This is a genomic window from Caballeronia sp. ATUFL_F2_KS9A, assembly GCF_023630765.1.
Classification (GTDB): domain Bacteria; phylum Pseudomonadota; class Gammaproteobacteria; order Burkholderiales; family Burkholderiaceae; genus Caballeronia; species Caballeronia zhejiangensis.
This window is the reverse complement of record NZ_JALQEK010000002.1, coordinates 133,914-148,923: the sequence shown is the minus strand read 5'-3', so window position 1 is coordinate 148,923 and position 15,010 is coordinate 133,914. Positions and strand designations below refer to the sequence as shown.

Genomic DNA, 15,010 nt, shown 5'->3' with positions numbered 1-15,010 from the left:
AACCGCTGAAAACATCACCATGACGTCCCAACTCCACAAAAAAGGCGAAGCCTGGTCGGCTCGCTTCTCCGAGCCGATGTCGGAGCTCGTCAAGCGCTACACGTCGTCGGTGTTCTTCGACAACCGGCTCGCGCTCGTCGACATTCAAGGCTCGCTCGCGCACGCGTCCATGCTTGCGGCGCAGAAGATCATCAGCGCCGACGACCTCGCCGCCATCGAGCGCGGCATGGCGCAGATCAAGGGCGAAATCGAGCGCGGCGAGTTCGAGTGGAAGCTGGATCTGGAAGACGTGCATCTGAACATCGAGGCGCGCCTGACGGCGCTGATCGGCGATGCGGGCAAGCGCCTGCACACCGGCCGCTCGCGCAACGATCAGGTCGCGACCGACATCCGCCTGTGGCTGCGCGGCGAAATCGACCGCATCGGCGAGCTGCTGAAGGAGTTGCGCGTCGCGCTCATCGACATGGCCGAAAAGCATGCCGACACCATCATGCCGGGCTTCACGCACCTGCAGGTCGCGCAGCCGGTCACGTTCGGGCATCACCTTTTGGCCTATGTCGAAATGTTCTCGCGCGATGCCGAGCGCATGCGCGATCTGCGCCGTCGCGTGAACCGTCTGCCGCTGGGCGCGGCGGCGCTCGCGGGCACGAGCTATCCGATCGACCGTCACGCGGTCGCGGCGGCGCTCGGCTTCGACGGCATCTGCGCGAATTCGCTCGACGCCGTGTCCGACCGCGACTTCGCGATCGAATTCACGGCGGCGGCCGCGCTCGTCATGACGCACGTGTCGCGCTTCTCCGAAGAACTCGTGCTGTGGATGAGCCCGCGCGTCGGCTTCATCGACCTGGCGGACCGTTTCTGCACGGGTTCGTCGATCATGCCGCAGAAGAAGAATCCCGACGTGCCCGAACTCGCGCGCGGCAAGACGGGCCGCGTGAACGGCCATCTGATGGCGCTGCTCACGCTGATGAAAGGCCAGCCGCTCGCGTACAACAAGGACAATCAGGAAGACAAGGAGCCGCTGTTCGATACCGTCGATACGGTCGCGGATACGCTGCGCATCTTCGCGGAAATGGCCGCAGGCATCACGGTGAAGCCGCAGGCGATGCGCGCGGCCGCGCTGCAAGGCTTCTCGACCGCCACCGATCTCGCCGACTATCTCGTGAAGCGCGGCCTGCCGTTTCGCGACGCGCACGAAGCCGTCGCGCACGCGGTGCGTATCTGCGACGATCGCGGCTGCGATATCGCGGACCTGTCGCTCGACGCGATGCGTATCGAACTGCCGAACGTCGCGCATCTGATCGGCGAAGACGTGTTCGACTATCTGACGCTCGAAGGCTCGGTCGCGAGCCGCAATCATCCGGGCGGCACCGCGCCGGATCAGGTGCGCGCGGCGGCGAAAGCGGCGCGCGCGGCGCTCTGATCGCATTGTCGCGTTGCTGATCTCGAAGGCCGTTCGCAAGGACGGCCTTTTCGTTTCCGCACGCGACGTCATGTCTCGCGCGCGATGCACCTTATTTTCGAGATAATCGGAAATTCATTGCGGTTTCACCGGCAAGCTCGTCCATGATCATTCGCCCCAAGCTCAACTGGTTCCGGCTGCTGTTCGTGTGGCGCGGCTCCGTGCTGCCGCAACTGCTGCCGCGCCTCGGGCTGATCTTCGCGCTGTCGCTCGCGGCGATCTTCATGCACGACCACATGCGGCACTATCCGCTCGGGCTCGGCACGCCGCCGTTCGCGCTCGTCGGCATCGCGCTCGCGGTGTTTCTCGGTTTCCGCAATAGCGCGAGTTACGAGCGATGGTGGGAAGGCCGCAAGCTGTGGGGCACGCTGCTCAACACATCGCGCGCGCTGGCGCAGCAGGCGCTGTCGCTGCCGGACAATCGCGACCGCGCTGAGGAGCGACGTTTTCTGTCCGCGCTCGGCGCGCTGCCTCACGCGTTGAGACATCAACTGCGCAACACCGACGCGCTCGCCGATCTCGCGCCCCGCCTCTCGCCTGAACTGCACGCACGCGTGGCCGCCGCGAAGTTCCGGCCCGCGCTGATTCTGCTCTGGCTCGGCGAATGGGTCGCCGAACGCAAGCGGGAAGACGCGCTCGACGGCTATGCCGTCCTCGCGATTCAGCACAATCTGAACGCGCTTTCGGATGTGATCGGCGGATGCGAGCGCATCGCCTCCACGCCGCTGCCCTTCTCCTACTCGGTGATGATTCACCGCACGATCTACCTCTTCTGCGTGATGCTGCCGTTCGGCCTCGTCGATGGCGCCGGCCTGCTCACGCCGCTTTTCGCGTTGCTCGTCGCGTATGCGTTCATGGCGCTGGAGGCGATCGCCGCGCAGATCGAAGATCCGTTCGGCCTCGAGGAAAACGATCTCGCGTTGAACGCCATCTGCGACGCGATCGAAGCCGCGCTGCACGACATGGCCGCCGACCCCGACTTCCCGATGCCGCCGAAGACCGTCGCATCCTCGCGCGATTTCATCCTCGATTGATCGCGGTTCGATCTTTCATCAAACGACACAATTCGTTTCGCGATAGCGGATGCTGCGCAAGCACGACATCGTTCATAATCGTGCGACTCATCCTGGAGGAATTGTTTTGAAACTGTTCTACAAGGCAGGCGCCTGTTCCCTCGCGTCGCACATCGCGCTCGAAGAATCCGGGCTCGCCTACGAAACCGAAGCCGTCGATCTCAAGACCAAGCTCACCGCGAGCGGCGCGGATTTCACCAAGATCAACGCGAAGGGTTACGTGCCCGCGCTCCTGCTCGACAACGGGGAACTGCTGACCGAAGGCCCGGCGATCATGCAATACATCGCCGATCAGGTTCCGGCGAAGCATCTCGCGCCGCTCAACGATGCGATGGCGCGGTACCGTCTGCAAAGCTGGCTCACGTTCATCGGCACGGAACTGCACAAGAACTTCTCGCCGTTCTTCAACCCGGCCGCAAGCAGCGACTGGAAGGCCGCGGCGATGGCCAATCTCGAACGCCGTCTCGCCTACGTCGCGCAGCAAGTCGATGACAAGCAGTTCCTGCTCGGCAACGAATTCAGCATCGGCGATGCGTATCTGTTCACGGTTTTGAGCTGGGCGAAGCATATCGATCTCGACCTCGGCAAGTGGCCCGCGCTCGTCGCGTATCAGGCGCGTGTCGGCGCGCGCCCGGGCGTGCAGGCCGCGCTCAAGGCCGAAGGACTGATCTGAATCCACGTCGTCTCCGGTAGCCAGGCGGCCTCCTTCGGGAGGCCGTTTTCACATGTAGCGTCGGCATCTCGATAAACGCGTCAGCACAATGCCATCCGGCGAAACCGCTCGTTTCACCATCTCAAATAAGAGTCGTCTCATTCAGTCTTAGACGCGCGCTCCCTATCATTTGCTCATGTTCTCGCGACGCCAAACGCAATCGGCGTCGTCAATCTGATACCGGAGATTCTCATGCGCAATCTGTTCAGCAAAGCCGCCGTCATCGCCATCGTTGCCGGCGCCGCCACGCTCGGCGTCGTCGCTTCGCCCAATGCAATGGCCGCCAGCAAGAGCGCGACCTTCGATGTCACGCTGACCGTGCAGGACGACTGCTCCATCGCCGCGAACCCGCTGAATTTCGGCAGCACCGGCGTGATCAGCAACAACCTCGATCAGACGACGACGCTCTCGGTCACATGCACCAAGGGCACGGCCTACAGCGTCGCGCTCGACGCGGGCACCGCGAACGGCTCCACTGTCGCGGACCGCAAGATGAGCAACGCGGCCGGCGATGCATCGGTCGAATTCAATCTGTATCGGGATACGGCGCGCACGCAGGTCTGGGGCAATACGGTGGACAGCGACACGGTCGCAGGCACGGGCGACGGCTCGAGCCAGAGCATCACGGTTTATGGCCGCGTGCCGTCGCAAGACACGCCGGCTGCGGGCACGTATTCGTCGACCATCACCGCGACGCTGGTTTTCTAAGCATTTCGGTTTCCTTTTTTCAAAGGCGCGGGGCTTTTTAGAAAGCACCCGCGCATATGCACTGTTGCATGGCGCGAAAAATCAATATCCCCTCGGGTCCATTCATGAAAAGTCACTCGCTCTACCATGCCGCATTCGCCGCCTTGATTGCGGCGGAAACGCTTGCTGTGTCTCCCGAAGGTTTCGCGAAAAGCGGCACGGCCAAAATGGACATCGCGCTGACAATCGAAAATGCCTGCTCGATCGTCACGCCCGGCGCACCTGTCGAAATCGATCAGGCAAGCCGCGTCGCGGTGAATTGCGGCGGGACTAAAACGCCGTATCGCGTCGGCGTCGAAGCGAGATCGGCTTCGGGTGAGGCGCTATCGTTGCAATCGATCGAGCACGCATCTCACGTCAAGGGCGCGGCGGCATCGACCAGTGTGTCCGGCAGCGAAAACTATCCACCGATCGTTGCCGTCACGGTTCAGTTCTGACGCACCGATACGCCGATATACCGGCAGGCGATTAAAGCGATCCCGCATACGGACCCGCGGCGCGTTTCATATTCGCATCGCTGCATGCATCAACGATCCATATCGCCGGAATGCCGATTGAAAATAACGGCCCGATGTCGAACTCACGACGTGCATATTCAAATCGACGGTGCCATATTTCGAAGCAGTATTCTTTGCGTCGCGTAAAAAGCACGCCTATAAGAAAACCAGAAGGAAAACTAATCATCAATTTCCAACTTGCTTAGTGGAGAAGCTTGGATTATCAATATATCCGCGTATAGGCGCTTGAAATGCGCGGCGTTTGAGGCAAACAGCTTGACAATGTAGAGAATCGAAACCAACCATAATCGAAACAAAGGAGGCCATTCTCATGAATCGCCTTGTTAAGCATTCCAAAATTAGCGCATTGACGCTGGCATTGCTGGTTGCCTATTCAGTCAGCGCCAATGGCGCCGAGTGGCAGGAAGGGACCACATATTCGGCAGGCGCCACCGTCACTTACAACGGCCACACGTATCAGGCGCTGCAATCGCATACCGCCTACCCCGGCGCGGGATGGACGCCTTCCACCACGCCGACGTTGTGGAAGGATCTCGGCGCAACGGGCGGCACGCCGACGCCGACACCGACTCCAACCCCGAGTCCCACGCCGACACCGACTCCAACGCCGACTCCAACACCGACTCCAACACCCACGCCAACGCCAACGCCAACGCCGACTCCGACTCCGACTCCGACTCCGACGCCCACGCCGACACCGTCGGGCTCCGCGTGTTATGACGCGTGGTCGTCGACGCAGGCTTATGCGACGGCGGGCACGCGCGTGACGTACAACGGCCGCAATTATCGAAACAAGTGGTGGACGCAGGGCGAAAATCCGGCGCAATCCGGGCAATACGGCGTATGGGAAGATCTCGGCGCGTGCTCGGGCGGGCCGTCGCCTGCTCCTGCTCCTGCGCCGACGCCGGTTCCGACACCGACGCCAACACCCGTTCCGACGCCCACGCCGACGCCCGCGCCGACGCCCACGCCGACGCCGACGCCGACGCCGGTTCCAACACCAACGCCGACGCCCACGCCGGTTCCAACACCGACGCCAACGCCAACGCCGGTGCCAACGCCGGCCCCAACACCGACGCCGACACCCACACCCACACCCGCACCCTCCCCCTCAGGGGCGCGTGAAATCGGCGGCTACTTCGCGCAGTGGGGCATCTACGACCGCAACTACAAGCTCAAGGACGTCGACACGACCGGCTCTGCCTCGATGCTCACGTTCATCAACTACGCGTTCGGCAACCTCTACCAGAAGAACGGCGGCTACGAGTGCGGCATCATCAACAAGGCCGAGCCGGGCGCGACCAATCCGAACGCCGCGGACGCAGGCACCGGCGGCGACGCCTGGGCCGACTATCAAAAGAACTTCGGCGCCAACGAAGCCGTCAGCGGCAAGGGCGACACCTGGGACTTCCCGACGAACGATCCGCGCTACGGCAAAGCCGGAGCCGGCCCGCTGAAAGGGAACTTCAATCAGCTCAAGCAGTTGAAGGCCAAGCATCCGAACCTGAAGGTGATCATTTCGCTCGGCGGCTGGACCTGGTCGCGATGGTTCGGCAAAGCGGCGGCAACCGACGCGCTGCGCAAGCAGCTCGTGAGCTCGTGCATCGACGTCTACATCAAGGGCAATCTGCCCTATGACGCCGGCTCGAACGCGGGCGGAGACGGCATCGGCGCGGACGTGTTCGACGGCATCGACATCGACTGGGAATTCCCCGGCGGCGGCGGCCAGCCATACAACGCCGTCGATCCGAACGACAAGAAGAACTACACGCTGCTGCTCGCCGAGTTCCGCAAGCAACTCGACGCCATCGGCGCCCAGAACGGCAAGCGCTATCTGCTGACGGTCGCGATCGGCGCGGGCGGCGACAAGATCGCGATGACCGAGCCGGGCGAATACAGCAAGTCGCTCGACTGGATCAACATCATGTCGTACGACTTCCACGGCGGATGGGAAACCAACGGGCCGACCGACTTCCAGGCGCCGCTCTACGGCGACCCCGACAGCCCGAACTACAAGGCGGGCCAGTATGCGCCGACCTATAACGTCGACGGAGCGGTGAAGGCGCTGCTCGCAGGCGGCGTGCCGACATCGAAGATCGTGGTCGGCGTGCCGTTCTACGGACGCGGCTGGACCGGCGTCACCAAGGGTCCGCAAGGCGACGGCCTGTATCAGAAAGCCACCAAGCCCGCGCCGGGCAAGTACGAGGAAGGCATCCAGGACTACCGCCTCCTGAAGAGCGCGGCCGGCACGGTGTACGAGCATCCGGTCGCGAAAACCGCGTACAAGTTCGACGGCACCACCTGGTGGTCCTACGACACGCCCGGAACCATGAAACTCAAGATGGACTACGTGAAGGCGCAGAACCTGCGCGGCTCGTTCGCCTGGGAACTCGACGGCGACGGACCCAACGCCGAGTTGCTGAAAGTGATGAGCGACGGACTGAAGTGATGCTCGACGGGCCGCGCGCGTATCGCCCGACCGGGCAGACGCGCGCGGCGCCGAGATCCGAACCTGCCGGGGGCTGCCATGTATAACCATTTGACGAAGGCTGCCGCACTGAGGGGAAAGCTGACGCAGACCGGCATCGGCTTGCGCCGGCGCGGCTTCACCTTGCTCGAACTGCTGGTGGTGCTGCTCATCATCGCGCTATTGGCGGGCTATGTCGGACCGAAGCTCTTCGGCGAAGTGGGCAAGGCGCGCAGCAAGACGGCGGCATCGCAGATGAAGGGCATCGAAAGCGCGCTCGACCGTTATCGGCTGGACACCGGGCACTATCCGGGCACCGACGCCGGCCTCGCCGCGCTGATGACCAACGTCGGCAACACGTCGGGCTGGGAAGGTCCGTACATGAGCAGCGCGATTCCGAACGATCCGTGGGGCAAGCCGTATATCTATCGATCGCCGGGCGAAGGCGGCAAGGACTACGACCTGATGACCTACGGCGCCGACGGCAAGCCGGGCGGATCGGGCGAGGACGCGGACATCGTCGCCAAATGATCCGCGCGGTGAGCGCCATGCGATATCGCGTACGGGTCGAAAGCGACGGCGGCCAGCAGGAGCTGGAACTCGACGCCGCCGATGACGCCCAGTTGCGCCAGAGCGTCGCCGACATGGGTCTGTCGCTCATCGAAGCGACGCCGCTCGAAAAGCGCAAGGCGGGCTTCACGTTCCGCAAGCCCGTGTTCGAGCGCGCGCTCTTCACGCAAGAGCTGATCGCGCTGCTCGAAGCGGGCCTGAGCCTCGTCGAGACCGTCGAGACATTGCGCGACAAGAGCCGCGACGGGCTCAATCGCACAGTGCTCGCGCAGATCGTCTCCGCGCTCTACGAAGGCGAGCCGCTGTCGCGCGCGCTCGAGCGGCAGCCCGCGCATTTTCCGCCGCTCTACGTCGCGACCGTGGCCTCCGCCGAACAGACCGGCCATCTCGCCGAGGCGCTCAAGCGCTATCACCACTACGACGCGCGGCTCTCCGTGGTGCGCAAGAAAGTCGTGTCGTCGATGGTGTATCCGTCGATCGTCATCGCGACGGGCGCGCTCATCGTCCTGTTTCTCGCGTTCTACGTGATCCCGAAGTTCAGCCAGGTGTTCGCGTCGATGAAGGAGATTCCGTTCTCCGCGCGCGTGATGCTCGCGTGGGGAAATCTCGTCGAGGCGCACGGCGGGCTGCTGCTCGCGGGCGTCGTCGGCGCGATCGTCGGCGCGGGCTTGTCGTTGCGCAGCGAGAAGGTGCGCGCGCGGCTCTTCGAAGCGTTCATGCGGCTGCCGAAGCTCGCGGACTATCAGCGCCTCTTCGCGCTGACGCGCTTCTACCGCACGCTCGGCCTCTTGCTCGCGGGCGGCATGTCGATGGTTACGTCGATGGAACTCGCCGCGCAGGTCTTGCCCGCGCAATTGCAGACGGCGCTCGCGCAGGCGCTCGACGAAATTCGCGCGGGCAAGCCGCTCTCCGGCGCGCTGCCCGCCGCGAATCTGACGACGCCGGTGGCCGAACGGCTCATCCGCGTGGGCGAGCAAAGCGGCGAGCTGGCCGGCATGGTGACGCGCTCGGCCGAGTTTTGCGACGAAGAGCTGGACCGCGCGATCGACACGCTGATGCGCGTGGTCGAGCCCGTCCTGATGCTGGTGGTGGGCAGCATCATCGGGACGATCATCTTCCTGCTCTACATGCCGATCTTCCAACTGGCCGGAGCCGTGGGGTGAATCATGGAACAAGCCGCGCACATCGCGCCCGATACGCGCACGCGCCAGCAGCGATTCTGGGACGATGCCGATCACGATCCCGCCGACTATCTGCATAACGTGACGGCGACGCTCGGCCTGCGCGGCTTCGACGCGCAAGCGCTCGAAACGCTCACGCCGCGCTTCGACCTGCTCTCTTTCGGCGACGCGATGTCGCGCAAGTGCCTGCTCGCCGACGACCCCGGCGCGCACTTGTGGCTCGTGCTCGCCGACCCTTTCGACGCCAACATGCGCGCCTGGGCGATGAACCGCGTGAAGAAGCCCTTCGCGTTCGCGTTCTGCGTGCCCGCCGAACTGATGGCGTACCTCGCGCTGCATGAATCGGCGCATCAGGCGCTCACGCAGATCAGCGTCGAGGGCAAGTCGTCGGCGAGCGCCGATGCGGGCGTCGAGATCACGCTCGCCACGCTCGCCGCCGACGTGCATCCCGTGATCCGGCTCGTCAATTCGTCGCTGTACGACGCGCTGCGGGCCCGCGCATCGGATATCCATATCGAAAGCACGGCGGCGGGACTCGTCATCAAATACCGCATCGACGGCGTGCTGCAGGAAACGGCGAGCGCGCCGGGCATCGACACGGCCGAGCAAGTGCTGTCGCGCCTGAAGGTCATGGCCGATCTCGATATCGGCGAGCGGCGCATTCCGCAGGACGGGCGCTTCAAGGCGATCATCAATCAGCGCGAGATCGATTTTCGCGTCTCGATCATGCCGTCGATCCACGGCGAAGACGCCGTGCTGCGCGTGCTCGACAAGCAACGCGGCGAGGCCGGCGCCACCGCGCTGCGGCTCGATTCGATCGGCCACGAGCCGGAGATCGTCGAGGCGATCCGCACGATCGCGCACGAGCCGTACGGTCTCCTGCTCGTGACCGGGCCGACCGGCTCGGGCAAGTCGACGACGCTCTACGCGACGCTCACCGAAATCAATACCGGCGACGAGAAGATCATCACGATCGAAGATCCGGTGGAATACGAGTTGCCGGGCGTGCTGCAAATTCCCATCAACGACAAGAAAGGGCTCACGTTCGCGCGCGGCCTGCGCTCGATCCTGCGGCACGATCCGGACAAGATTCTCGTCGGCGAAATCCGCGATGGCGAAACGGCGGGCATCGCCGTGCAGGCAGCGCTGACCGGCCACCTCGTGCTGACGTCCGTCCACGCGAACAACGTCTTCTCCGTGCTCGACCGCTTCCTGCACATGGGCGTCGACATGCACAGTTTCGTCGACGCGCTGCTCGGCGCGGTCGCGCAACGGCTGATGCGCAAGAACTGCCCGCATTGCGTGCGCGACGACGATCCGCCCGACGACGCGCTGCTGCGCGCTTCGGCGCTCACGCGCGAAGAGATCGCCGGCTGGCGTTTCCGCAAAGGCGCGGGCTGCGAGGCGTGCAGGCGCACGGGCTATCTCGGACGTCAGCCGATCGCGGAAGTGCTGCGCCTGAACGATGCGATCAAGCAATGCTTCGTCGAGCGGCGGCCGATCGTCGAGCTGAAGCAACTCGCGTATCAGAGCGGCTTCGTGCCGCTGCGCGGCATCGCGTTGCGCGCGGTCGCCGACGGACGCACGACGCTCGCCGAAGTCAATCGCGTCACGATGGTCGAAGGCTGACGGAGGCGAATCATGTCGCGTTGGTCGGACCATCTCGAAGCGTTGCGCAGCGTCGCGAAGAAGCGGCCGAAGCTGAATGCGCCGTCGATCGAAACGCCCGCATTCATGAGCCGCACGACGATCTGGATCGACGGACGGCACGCCCGCACGTTCGGCGGCGCGCCGATGCCGCTGTCATCGGCGAACGATGTCGCCGCGGCGCTCAAGGCCATCGAAACGCTCGCGCCGAAGCCCGCGAACCTCGGTCTGCATGGGCTGCGCGTGGTGGTCGGCGCACCGTTCGCGCGCTATCACGCGCTGCCGTGGCAGCCGCTGCCGAAGCCGCAGGACTGGGTCGCCGCCGCACGCGTGCAGGCCGTGCAGATGGGCGCGGGCACCGAGGCGTGGCGCTACGCCGTCACCGATGGCGCGTGGGAACAGGGACGCCTCGCCGCCGCCATATCGGAGGCGCTGTGCGCGGGCATCGAGCGTCTGTGCAAGACGCGCAAGCTGCAACTGCTCGGCATCGAGCCGGCGTATACCTTCGCGATGCAGAAGCATGCGGCGCGCATCCGCGACGGCGCGATCGCGATCGTCGCGCTGGAGGAAACGGAGCGTGACGCGGCCATCGCGCATATCGGGCTGCGGCGCGGCGGCGGATGGACGGCCTTCATCGCATTGCCGGTGACGCGCACGCGCGAGGGCGCGCTCGATGGCGTGCTGCGCGACGCGTTCGCGCTCTGCGCCGATACACCGCCCGAACGCCGCTACGTGATTGGACCGGGCGGACCGGGCGGACCGGACGCGCGCGAGCGCTGGTCGGCCGACGCCGCGCTCGTCGAATGGCTGCCCGCGCCCTGGGATGCCGCGACATGAAAGCGCCCGTCATCGACCTGCATCGTCCGAACCGGCCCGGCGCGGCCGTGGGGCTGCTCGCGCTCGTCGTCGGGATCGTCGCGCTGATCGCGGCGATGCAGTATCGCGACGCGCTCAAGGAACAAGGCGAGGCGCTCGACGAACGCGAGGCGACGATCGCGAAGCAGGAAGCGAAGTTTCATGTGATCAGCAACGCACATCGCGAGTCCGGCGACGCGCGCATGGCGCAGTTGATGGCGCAGCAGCGCTACGCGACGGAACCGGCGCGCGATCTGATCGAAGGCGGATGGCATCCGAATATCGCGCTGCTGTCGCTGGATTTCGTCACCGCGTCGCGGCAGATCAACATGCAGTTCGAGACGCGCTCGGTCCAGGAAGCGATCTCTTACGCCGACTGGCTTCAGGCGCAGCCCGGCGCGGAAAGCGTCGCGATCAAGCGGCAGATTCAGAAGCCGGGACCGCCGGCGCCATCGGTGGAGACGTCGTTGCAGGTCACGTGGAAGGCGTTCGTCGCGCGCCCGGTGGCGGCTTCGGCGGTTGCGGCCGCTGCTTCGGCATCGGCGGCATCGACGGCGGCTTCGGCGGCTTCGGCGGCATCGGCGGCATCGGCGGCATCGCCGGCTTCCGCCGCTCCGGCCGCATCGCAAGCGCGGCCCCAGGCGAGCCACGCCGCCCATCCGAGCGGAGCGCGCCGATGAACCGCCTCGTCTGGGAACTGCGGCGCGCGCAGTGGCGGCTCGGCACCTTCGGGCTGCTCGCGGTACTGCTCATCGCGGGCGCGGCGATCGTCGCGCTGACCGACATCCTGCCCTTGCATCGCGACATCGCGCAGCGTGAGGCCGATCTGAACGCGCGCGCCGTCCATCTGACGCAACCGCCGCCACCCTCGCCCGACGAAGCCGTCGCGCCGGTCAGCCCCGAGGAGCGTTATTTCGTGTTCCTGCACAGTCTGCATGCGATCGCGGCGAAGAACGGCATCGCGATTCCGCAGATCACGTATCAGCTCGCCGCGCAGGAGAAGGACGATCCGTCGCTGCGGCGCTATGTCGTCGAGACGACGTTCAGCGCCACTTATCTGCAGTTCCGCGGCTTCATGCACGAACTGCGGACGCTGCCGGGCCTGCGCTGCGAACGGCTCAGCCTGTCGCGGCCGAATATCGGCGTGACGCAACTGGAGGTGCGCCTGCAATGCGCGTTTCTCGTGGAAGCAACGAAATGAGCCGGCTCGACCTGCGCACCCTGAAGATCTCGCGTCCGGTGCTGGGGCTGATGGTGGCGGCGCTCGCGCTCGTCGTATTCACGTATTTTCGCGGCGGCGACGATACGGCGCCCGAACCGCAACAGTCAGCGGCGACATCGACGGCGAAGCCCGCCGCGCCCGCTTCCGCGCCGCCGGCGGCGAGCGCAGCCGATATCGTCGCGGCGGCCGGACCCGCGCCCATCGATCTCTTTCCGACGCAGAACTGGCAGCCACCGCCGCCGCCTCCGCCGCCCGAACCGCCCAAGCCGTCGAAGCCGCCGCCGCCCGAGCCGCCGCCGCTGCCGTTCGCGGTTCGCTCGCTCTGGCTCGATCAGCAAGGCGTTTTCTATGTGGTCATTTCCGGCGCGAACCGCGAGTTCCCGCTCTGCATGAACTGCCAGAAGAAGGGCTTCCTGCACAAGGGCGACGTGATGCTGAACGCTTATCGCATCGACGACATCAGCCGCCGCGAAGTCCAGTTCACGTACCTGCCGCTGAAGCGCCGGCAGACGCTGTCGCTTGGAGAACTCAAATGAGCCGGCTCAAAGACGTGACGGTCTGCCTGTTGATTCCGCTCATCGCGGCATGCGCGGGGGATCTGCATCGGCAGGATCTGCAAAACCGGCTCGCGGGCATGCCGCCCGACGCCCAGCTCGAACTGCTCGCGCAGCAAAGCGCGCAGTATCCCGACGATCTGGAAATCAGAAGCTGGTATCTCGCGTTGCGGCGCAGGCTGTCGATGGAATACCTGCAACGCGCGACCGTCGCGTACCGCGCGGGCGACGCGGCGCAGGCGCTCGGCTGGGCGCACAAGGCGCAGCAGGCCGCGCCCGGCGACGACAACCCGCGCGAGATGATCGAGTGGATCGAGCGACAGGCGCCGATCGACGCGGAAGTGCGCTACGCCGAATCGGTGCGTCTGGATCAGCCGCAGGCGGCGCTCTCGGCCGTTATCGACGTGCTCGCGAAGCAGCCCGACAACGCGCGCGCGATCCGGCTGCGCGAAGAACTGCTCGCGCCGAAGGGCCAATCGATCGAGCCGAAGCTCAACAAGGACCTCGATCAACCGATCACGGTGCAGTTCCGCGATCAGCCGATCATCAGCATCTTCGAGCTGGTGTCGAACATCACCGGGCTGAACTTCACGTTCGACCGCGAAGTGCAAGCGACCGCGCCGACCACGATCTTCGCGAGCAACACGCCCGTCAAGCAGGTGCTGTCGATGGTGCTCCAGGCCAATCAGCTTTCGAGCAAGATCGTGAGCGGCAATTCGATCCTCATCTACCCGAAGCGGCCCGACAAGGAAACCGAGTACAAGGATCTCGTCGTGCGGACGTTCTATCTGCAGAACTCGACGGCGGCGCAGGTGCTCGGCGTGCTCAAGCAGATGGTCAAGACGCGCGACGCCGTGCTCGACGAGCGCACCAACGCGATCATCATGCGCGACGCGCCGGACACGATCAAAGTGGCGGAGCGCATCATCCGCGCGCTCGACGTGACGCCCGCCGAAGTGGTCATCGACGCGCAGGTGCTCGAAGTGTCGTCGTCCGATCTGCTGAACATGGGTATCCAGTATCCGGACCGCATCACGTTCGGGCTCAAGTCCGGCACGATCGACGACGGCACCACGCTGCCCGACAACACCGTCACGCTCGAACAACTGCATAACCTCAACAGCAGCGACGTGCTGGTGCGGATCGGGCCGGTCGGCATCAACTTTTTGCAGACGCACGGCAAGACGCGCACGCTCGCCAATCCGAGCATCCGCGTGCGCAATCGCGAGAAGGCGAAGGTGCTGATCGGCGACCGGCTGCCCGTCGTCACGACGACGCTCTCCAGCAACTTCAGCTCCGAGAGCGTCAACTATCAGGACGTCGGCCTCACGCTGGAAGTCGCGCCGGTGATCGCCAGTCCCGACGAAGTGCAGGTGAAGCTGCGCATGGAAGTGTCGAATGTCACCGACACGATCACGACGTCGACCGGGCTCGTCGCGTACCAGATCGGCACCCGCACCGCCGAAACCGTGATGAGCGTGCGCAACAACGAAACGCAGATGCTCGCGGGCCTGCTCCAGCGCAACGATCGCAGCTCGGGATCGGGCTTGCCGGGACTGAGCCGCCTGCCGATTTTCGACCGCATCTTCGGCTCGCGCGCCGACGACTCGAAGGAAACCGAACTCGTCTTGCTGCTCACGCCGCGCATCGTGCGCAATCAGGCCGTGCCGACCGGCAACGCGATGCAGTTCGATTCGGGCACGGAAACGCGCATCAGCACCGAGCGCGATGTCGTGACCGGCAACGAGAGCTTGCGTCTGCCGCCGCCGGTCGCCGCCGCGCCGGCGGTCGCGGCCGGTGCGGTCGCCGCAGCCCCGCTGCCCGCGCCGCCCGCGCCGCCCGCTCCGTCGGCTCCATCGGCTCCATCGGCTCCATCCGTGCCGAACGAGCCGCCGAGCGCGCCGCCCATCGCGATCCTGCCGCCGCCCGCGCCGACGCTTCAGTCAACCGGCGAAGCGCAGCGGCTGCCGCGCGAGCAGCCCTGAACCGCGCAGCCGGCCGA

The 15,010-nt window shown here is 65.2% G+C and carries 15 protein-coding genes and 2 pseudogenes; all 17 read left to right on the top strand.

All coding sequences use genetic code 11. The features are described 5' to 3' along the window. Positions 1-19 precede the first annotated feature (19 nt). The 17 genes and pseudogenes from argH to NCS67_RS02865 all read left to right on the top strand — a co-directional run bounded on the left by argH (position 20) and on the right by NCS67_RS02865 (position 14,993). Entirely contained in the window at positions 20-1,423 is a 1,404-nt protein-coding gene (gene argH / locus NCS67_RS02935; RefSeq protein WP_008351007.1) for an argininosuccinate lyase, read from the top strand. A gap of 143 nt (positions 1,424-1,566) precedes the next feature. Continuing rightward, complete coding sequence (locus tag NCS67_RS02930; RefSeq protein ID WP_008351010.1) at positions 1,567-2,496, top strand: bestrophin family protein; 930 nt, start codon at positions 1,567-1,569, stop codon at positions 2,494-2,496. Between the two features lie 106 nt (positions 2,497-2,602). Then, on the top strand, positions 2,603-3,208 hold the full coding sequence (gene gstA / locus NCS67_RS02925; RefSeq protein WP_008351011.1) for a glutathione transferase GstA: 606 nt from the start codon (positions 2,603-2,605) through the stop codon (positions 3,206-3,208). A 231-nt stretch (positions 3,209-3,439) separates the two neighbouring features. Then, positions 3,440-3,955 (top strand): Csu type fimbrial protein, encoded by a 516-nt coding sequence (locus NCS67_RS02920; RefSeq protein ID WP_008351013.1) that lies wholly within the window; start codon positions 3,440-3,442, stop codon positions 3,953-3,955. Between the two features lie 68 nt (positions 3,956-4,023). Next, positions 4,024-4,431: a hypothetical protein gene (locus NCS67_RS02915; protein ID WP_152563197.1), complete on the top strand. Its 408-nt coding sequence runs from the start codon at positions 4,024-4,026 to the stop codon at positions 4,429-4,431. A gap of 391 nt (positions 4,432-4,822) precedes the next feature. Beyond that, positions 4,823-4,981, top strand: a pseudogene (locus NCS67_RS31990) (carbohydrate-binding protein); the annotation flags it as partial. A 26-nt stretch (positions 4,982-5,007) separates the two neighbouring features. Next, a complete protein-coding gene (locus NCS67_RS02910; protein WP_250434105.1) occupies positions 5,008-5,232 on the top strand; it encodes a hypothetical protein in 225 nt (74 codons plus the stop codon). A 13-nt stretch (positions 5,233-5,245) separates the two neighbouring features. Further along, a pseudogene (locus NCS67_RS31985) lies at positions 5,246-5,347 on the top strand (carbohydrate-binding protein); the annotation flags it as partial. A 216-nt stretch (positions 5,348-5,563) separates the two neighbouring features. Next, entirely contained in the window at positions 5,564-6,961 is a 1,398-nt protein-coding gene (locus tag NCS67_RS02905) for a glycoside hydrolase family 18 protein (protein ID WP_081851932.1), read from the top strand. A 78-nt stretch (positions 6,962-7,039) separates the two neighbouring features. Further along, positions 7,040-7,510: a type II secretion system major pseudopilin GspG gene (gene gspG / locus NCS67_RS02900; RefSeq protein ID WP_008351020.1), complete on the top strand. Its 471-nt coding sequence runs from the start codon at positions 7,040-7,042 to the stop codon at positions 7,508-7,510. A 17-nt stretch (positions 7,511-7,527) separates the two neighbouring features. Further along, positions 7,528-8,712 (top strand): type II secretion system F family protein, encoded by a 1,185-nt coding sequence (locus tag NCS67_RS02895; protein ID WP_034474466.1) that lies wholly within the window; start codon positions 7,528-7,530, stop codon positions 8,710-8,712. A gap of 3 nt (positions 8,713-8,715) precedes the next feature. Next, positions 8,716-10,359 (top strand): GspE/PulE family protein, encoded by a 1,644-nt coding sequence (locus NCS67_RS02890; RefSeq protein ID WP_008351022.1) that lies wholly within the window; start codon positions 8,716-8,718, stop codon positions 10,357-10,359. A 12-nt stretch (positions 10,360-10,371) separates the two neighbouring features. Next, on the top strand, positions 10,372-11,214 hold the full coding sequence (locus tag NCS67_RS02885; RefSeq protein WP_250434093.1) for a hypothetical protein: 843 nt from the start codon (positions 10,372-10,374) through the stop codon (positions 11,212-11,214). Further along, complete coding sequence (locus tag NCS67_RS02880; RefSeq protein WP_250434091.1) at positions 11,211-11,912, top strand: hypothetical protein; 702 nt, start codon at positions 11,211-11,213, stop codon at positions 11,910-11,912. Before NCS67_RS02885 ends, NCS67_RS02880 begins: the two co-directional genes overlap by 4 nt. After that, on the top strand, positions 11,909-12,433 hold the full coding sequence (locus NCS67_RS02875) for a hypothetical protein (RefSeq protein ID WP_175981731.1): 525 nt from the start codon (positions 11,909-11,911) through the stop codon (positions 12,431-12,433). Before NCS67_RS02880 ends, NCS67_RS02875 begins: the two co-directional genes overlap by 4 nt. Next, positions 12,430-12,990, top strand: a complete 561-nt coding sequence (locus tag NCS67_RS02870; protein WP_250434089.1) for a hypothetical protein — start codon at positions 12,430-12,432, stop codon at positions 12,988-12,990. Before NCS67_RS02875 ends, NCS67_RS02870 begins: the two co-directional genes overlap by 4 nt. Further along, on the top strand, positions 12,987-14,993 hold the full coding sequence (locus NCS67_RS02865; protein ID WP_250434087.1) for a secretin GspD/PilQ domain-containing protein: 2,007 nt from the start codon (positions 12,987-12,989) through the stop codon (positions 14,991-14,993). Before NCS67_RS02870 ends, NCS67_RS02865 begins: the two co-directional genes overlap by 4 nt. Positions 14,994-15,010 lie beyond the last annotated feature (17 nt).

Coding starts and splice junctions, on each gene's coding strand:
- NCS67_RS02915 (WP_152563197.1), top strand. CDS start 4,024: ATGGCGCGAAAAATCAATATCCCCTCGGGTCCATTCATGAAAAGTCAC.
- NCS67_RS02865 (WP_250434087.1), top strand. CDS start 12,987: ATGAGCCGGCTCAAAGACGTGACGGTCTGCCTGTTGATTCCGCTCATC.
- NCS67_RS02875 (WP_175981731.1), top strand. CDS start 11,909: ATGAACCGCCTCGTCTGGGAACTGCGGCGCGCGCAGTGGCGGCTCGGC.
- argH (WP_008351007.1), top strand. CDS start 20: ATGACGTCCCAACTCCACAAAAAAGGCGAAGCCTGGTCGGCTCGCTTC.
- NCS67_RS02885 (WP_250434093.1), top strand. CDS start 10,372: ATGTCGCGTTGGTCGGACCATCTCGAAGCGTTGCGCAGCGTCGCGAAG.
- NCS67_RS02930 (WP_008351010.1), top strand. CDS start 1,567: ATGATCATTCGCCCCAAGCTCAACTGGTTCCGGCTGCTGTTCGTGTGG.
- NCS67_RS02920 (WP_008351013.1), top strand. CDS start 3,440: ATGCGCAATCTGTTCAGCAAAGCCGCCGTCATCGCCATCGTTGCCGGC.
- NCS67_RS02910 (WP_250434105.1), top strand. CDS start 5,008: ATGGACGCCTTCCACCACGCCGACGTTGTGGAAGGATCTCGGCGCAAC.
- NCS67_RS02890 (WP_008351022.1), top strand. CDS start 8,716: ATGGAACAAGCCGCGCACATCGCGCCCGATACGCGCACGCGCCAGCAG.
- NCS67_RS02895 (WP_034474466.1), top strand. CDS start 7,528: ATGCGATATCGCGTACGGGTCGAAAGCGACGGCGGCCAGCAGGAGCTG.
- gspG (WP_008351020.1), top strand. CDS start 7,040: ATGTATAACCATTTGACGAAGGCTGCCGCACTGAGGGGAAAGCTGACG.
- NCS67_RS02870 (WP_250434089.1), top strand. CDS start 12,430: ATGAGCCGGCTCGACCTGCGCACCCTGAAGATCTCGCGTCCGGTGCTG.
- NCS67_RS02880 (WP_250434091.1), top strand. CDS start 11,211: ATGAAAGCGCCCGTCATCGACCTGCATCGTCCGAACCGGCCCGGCGCG.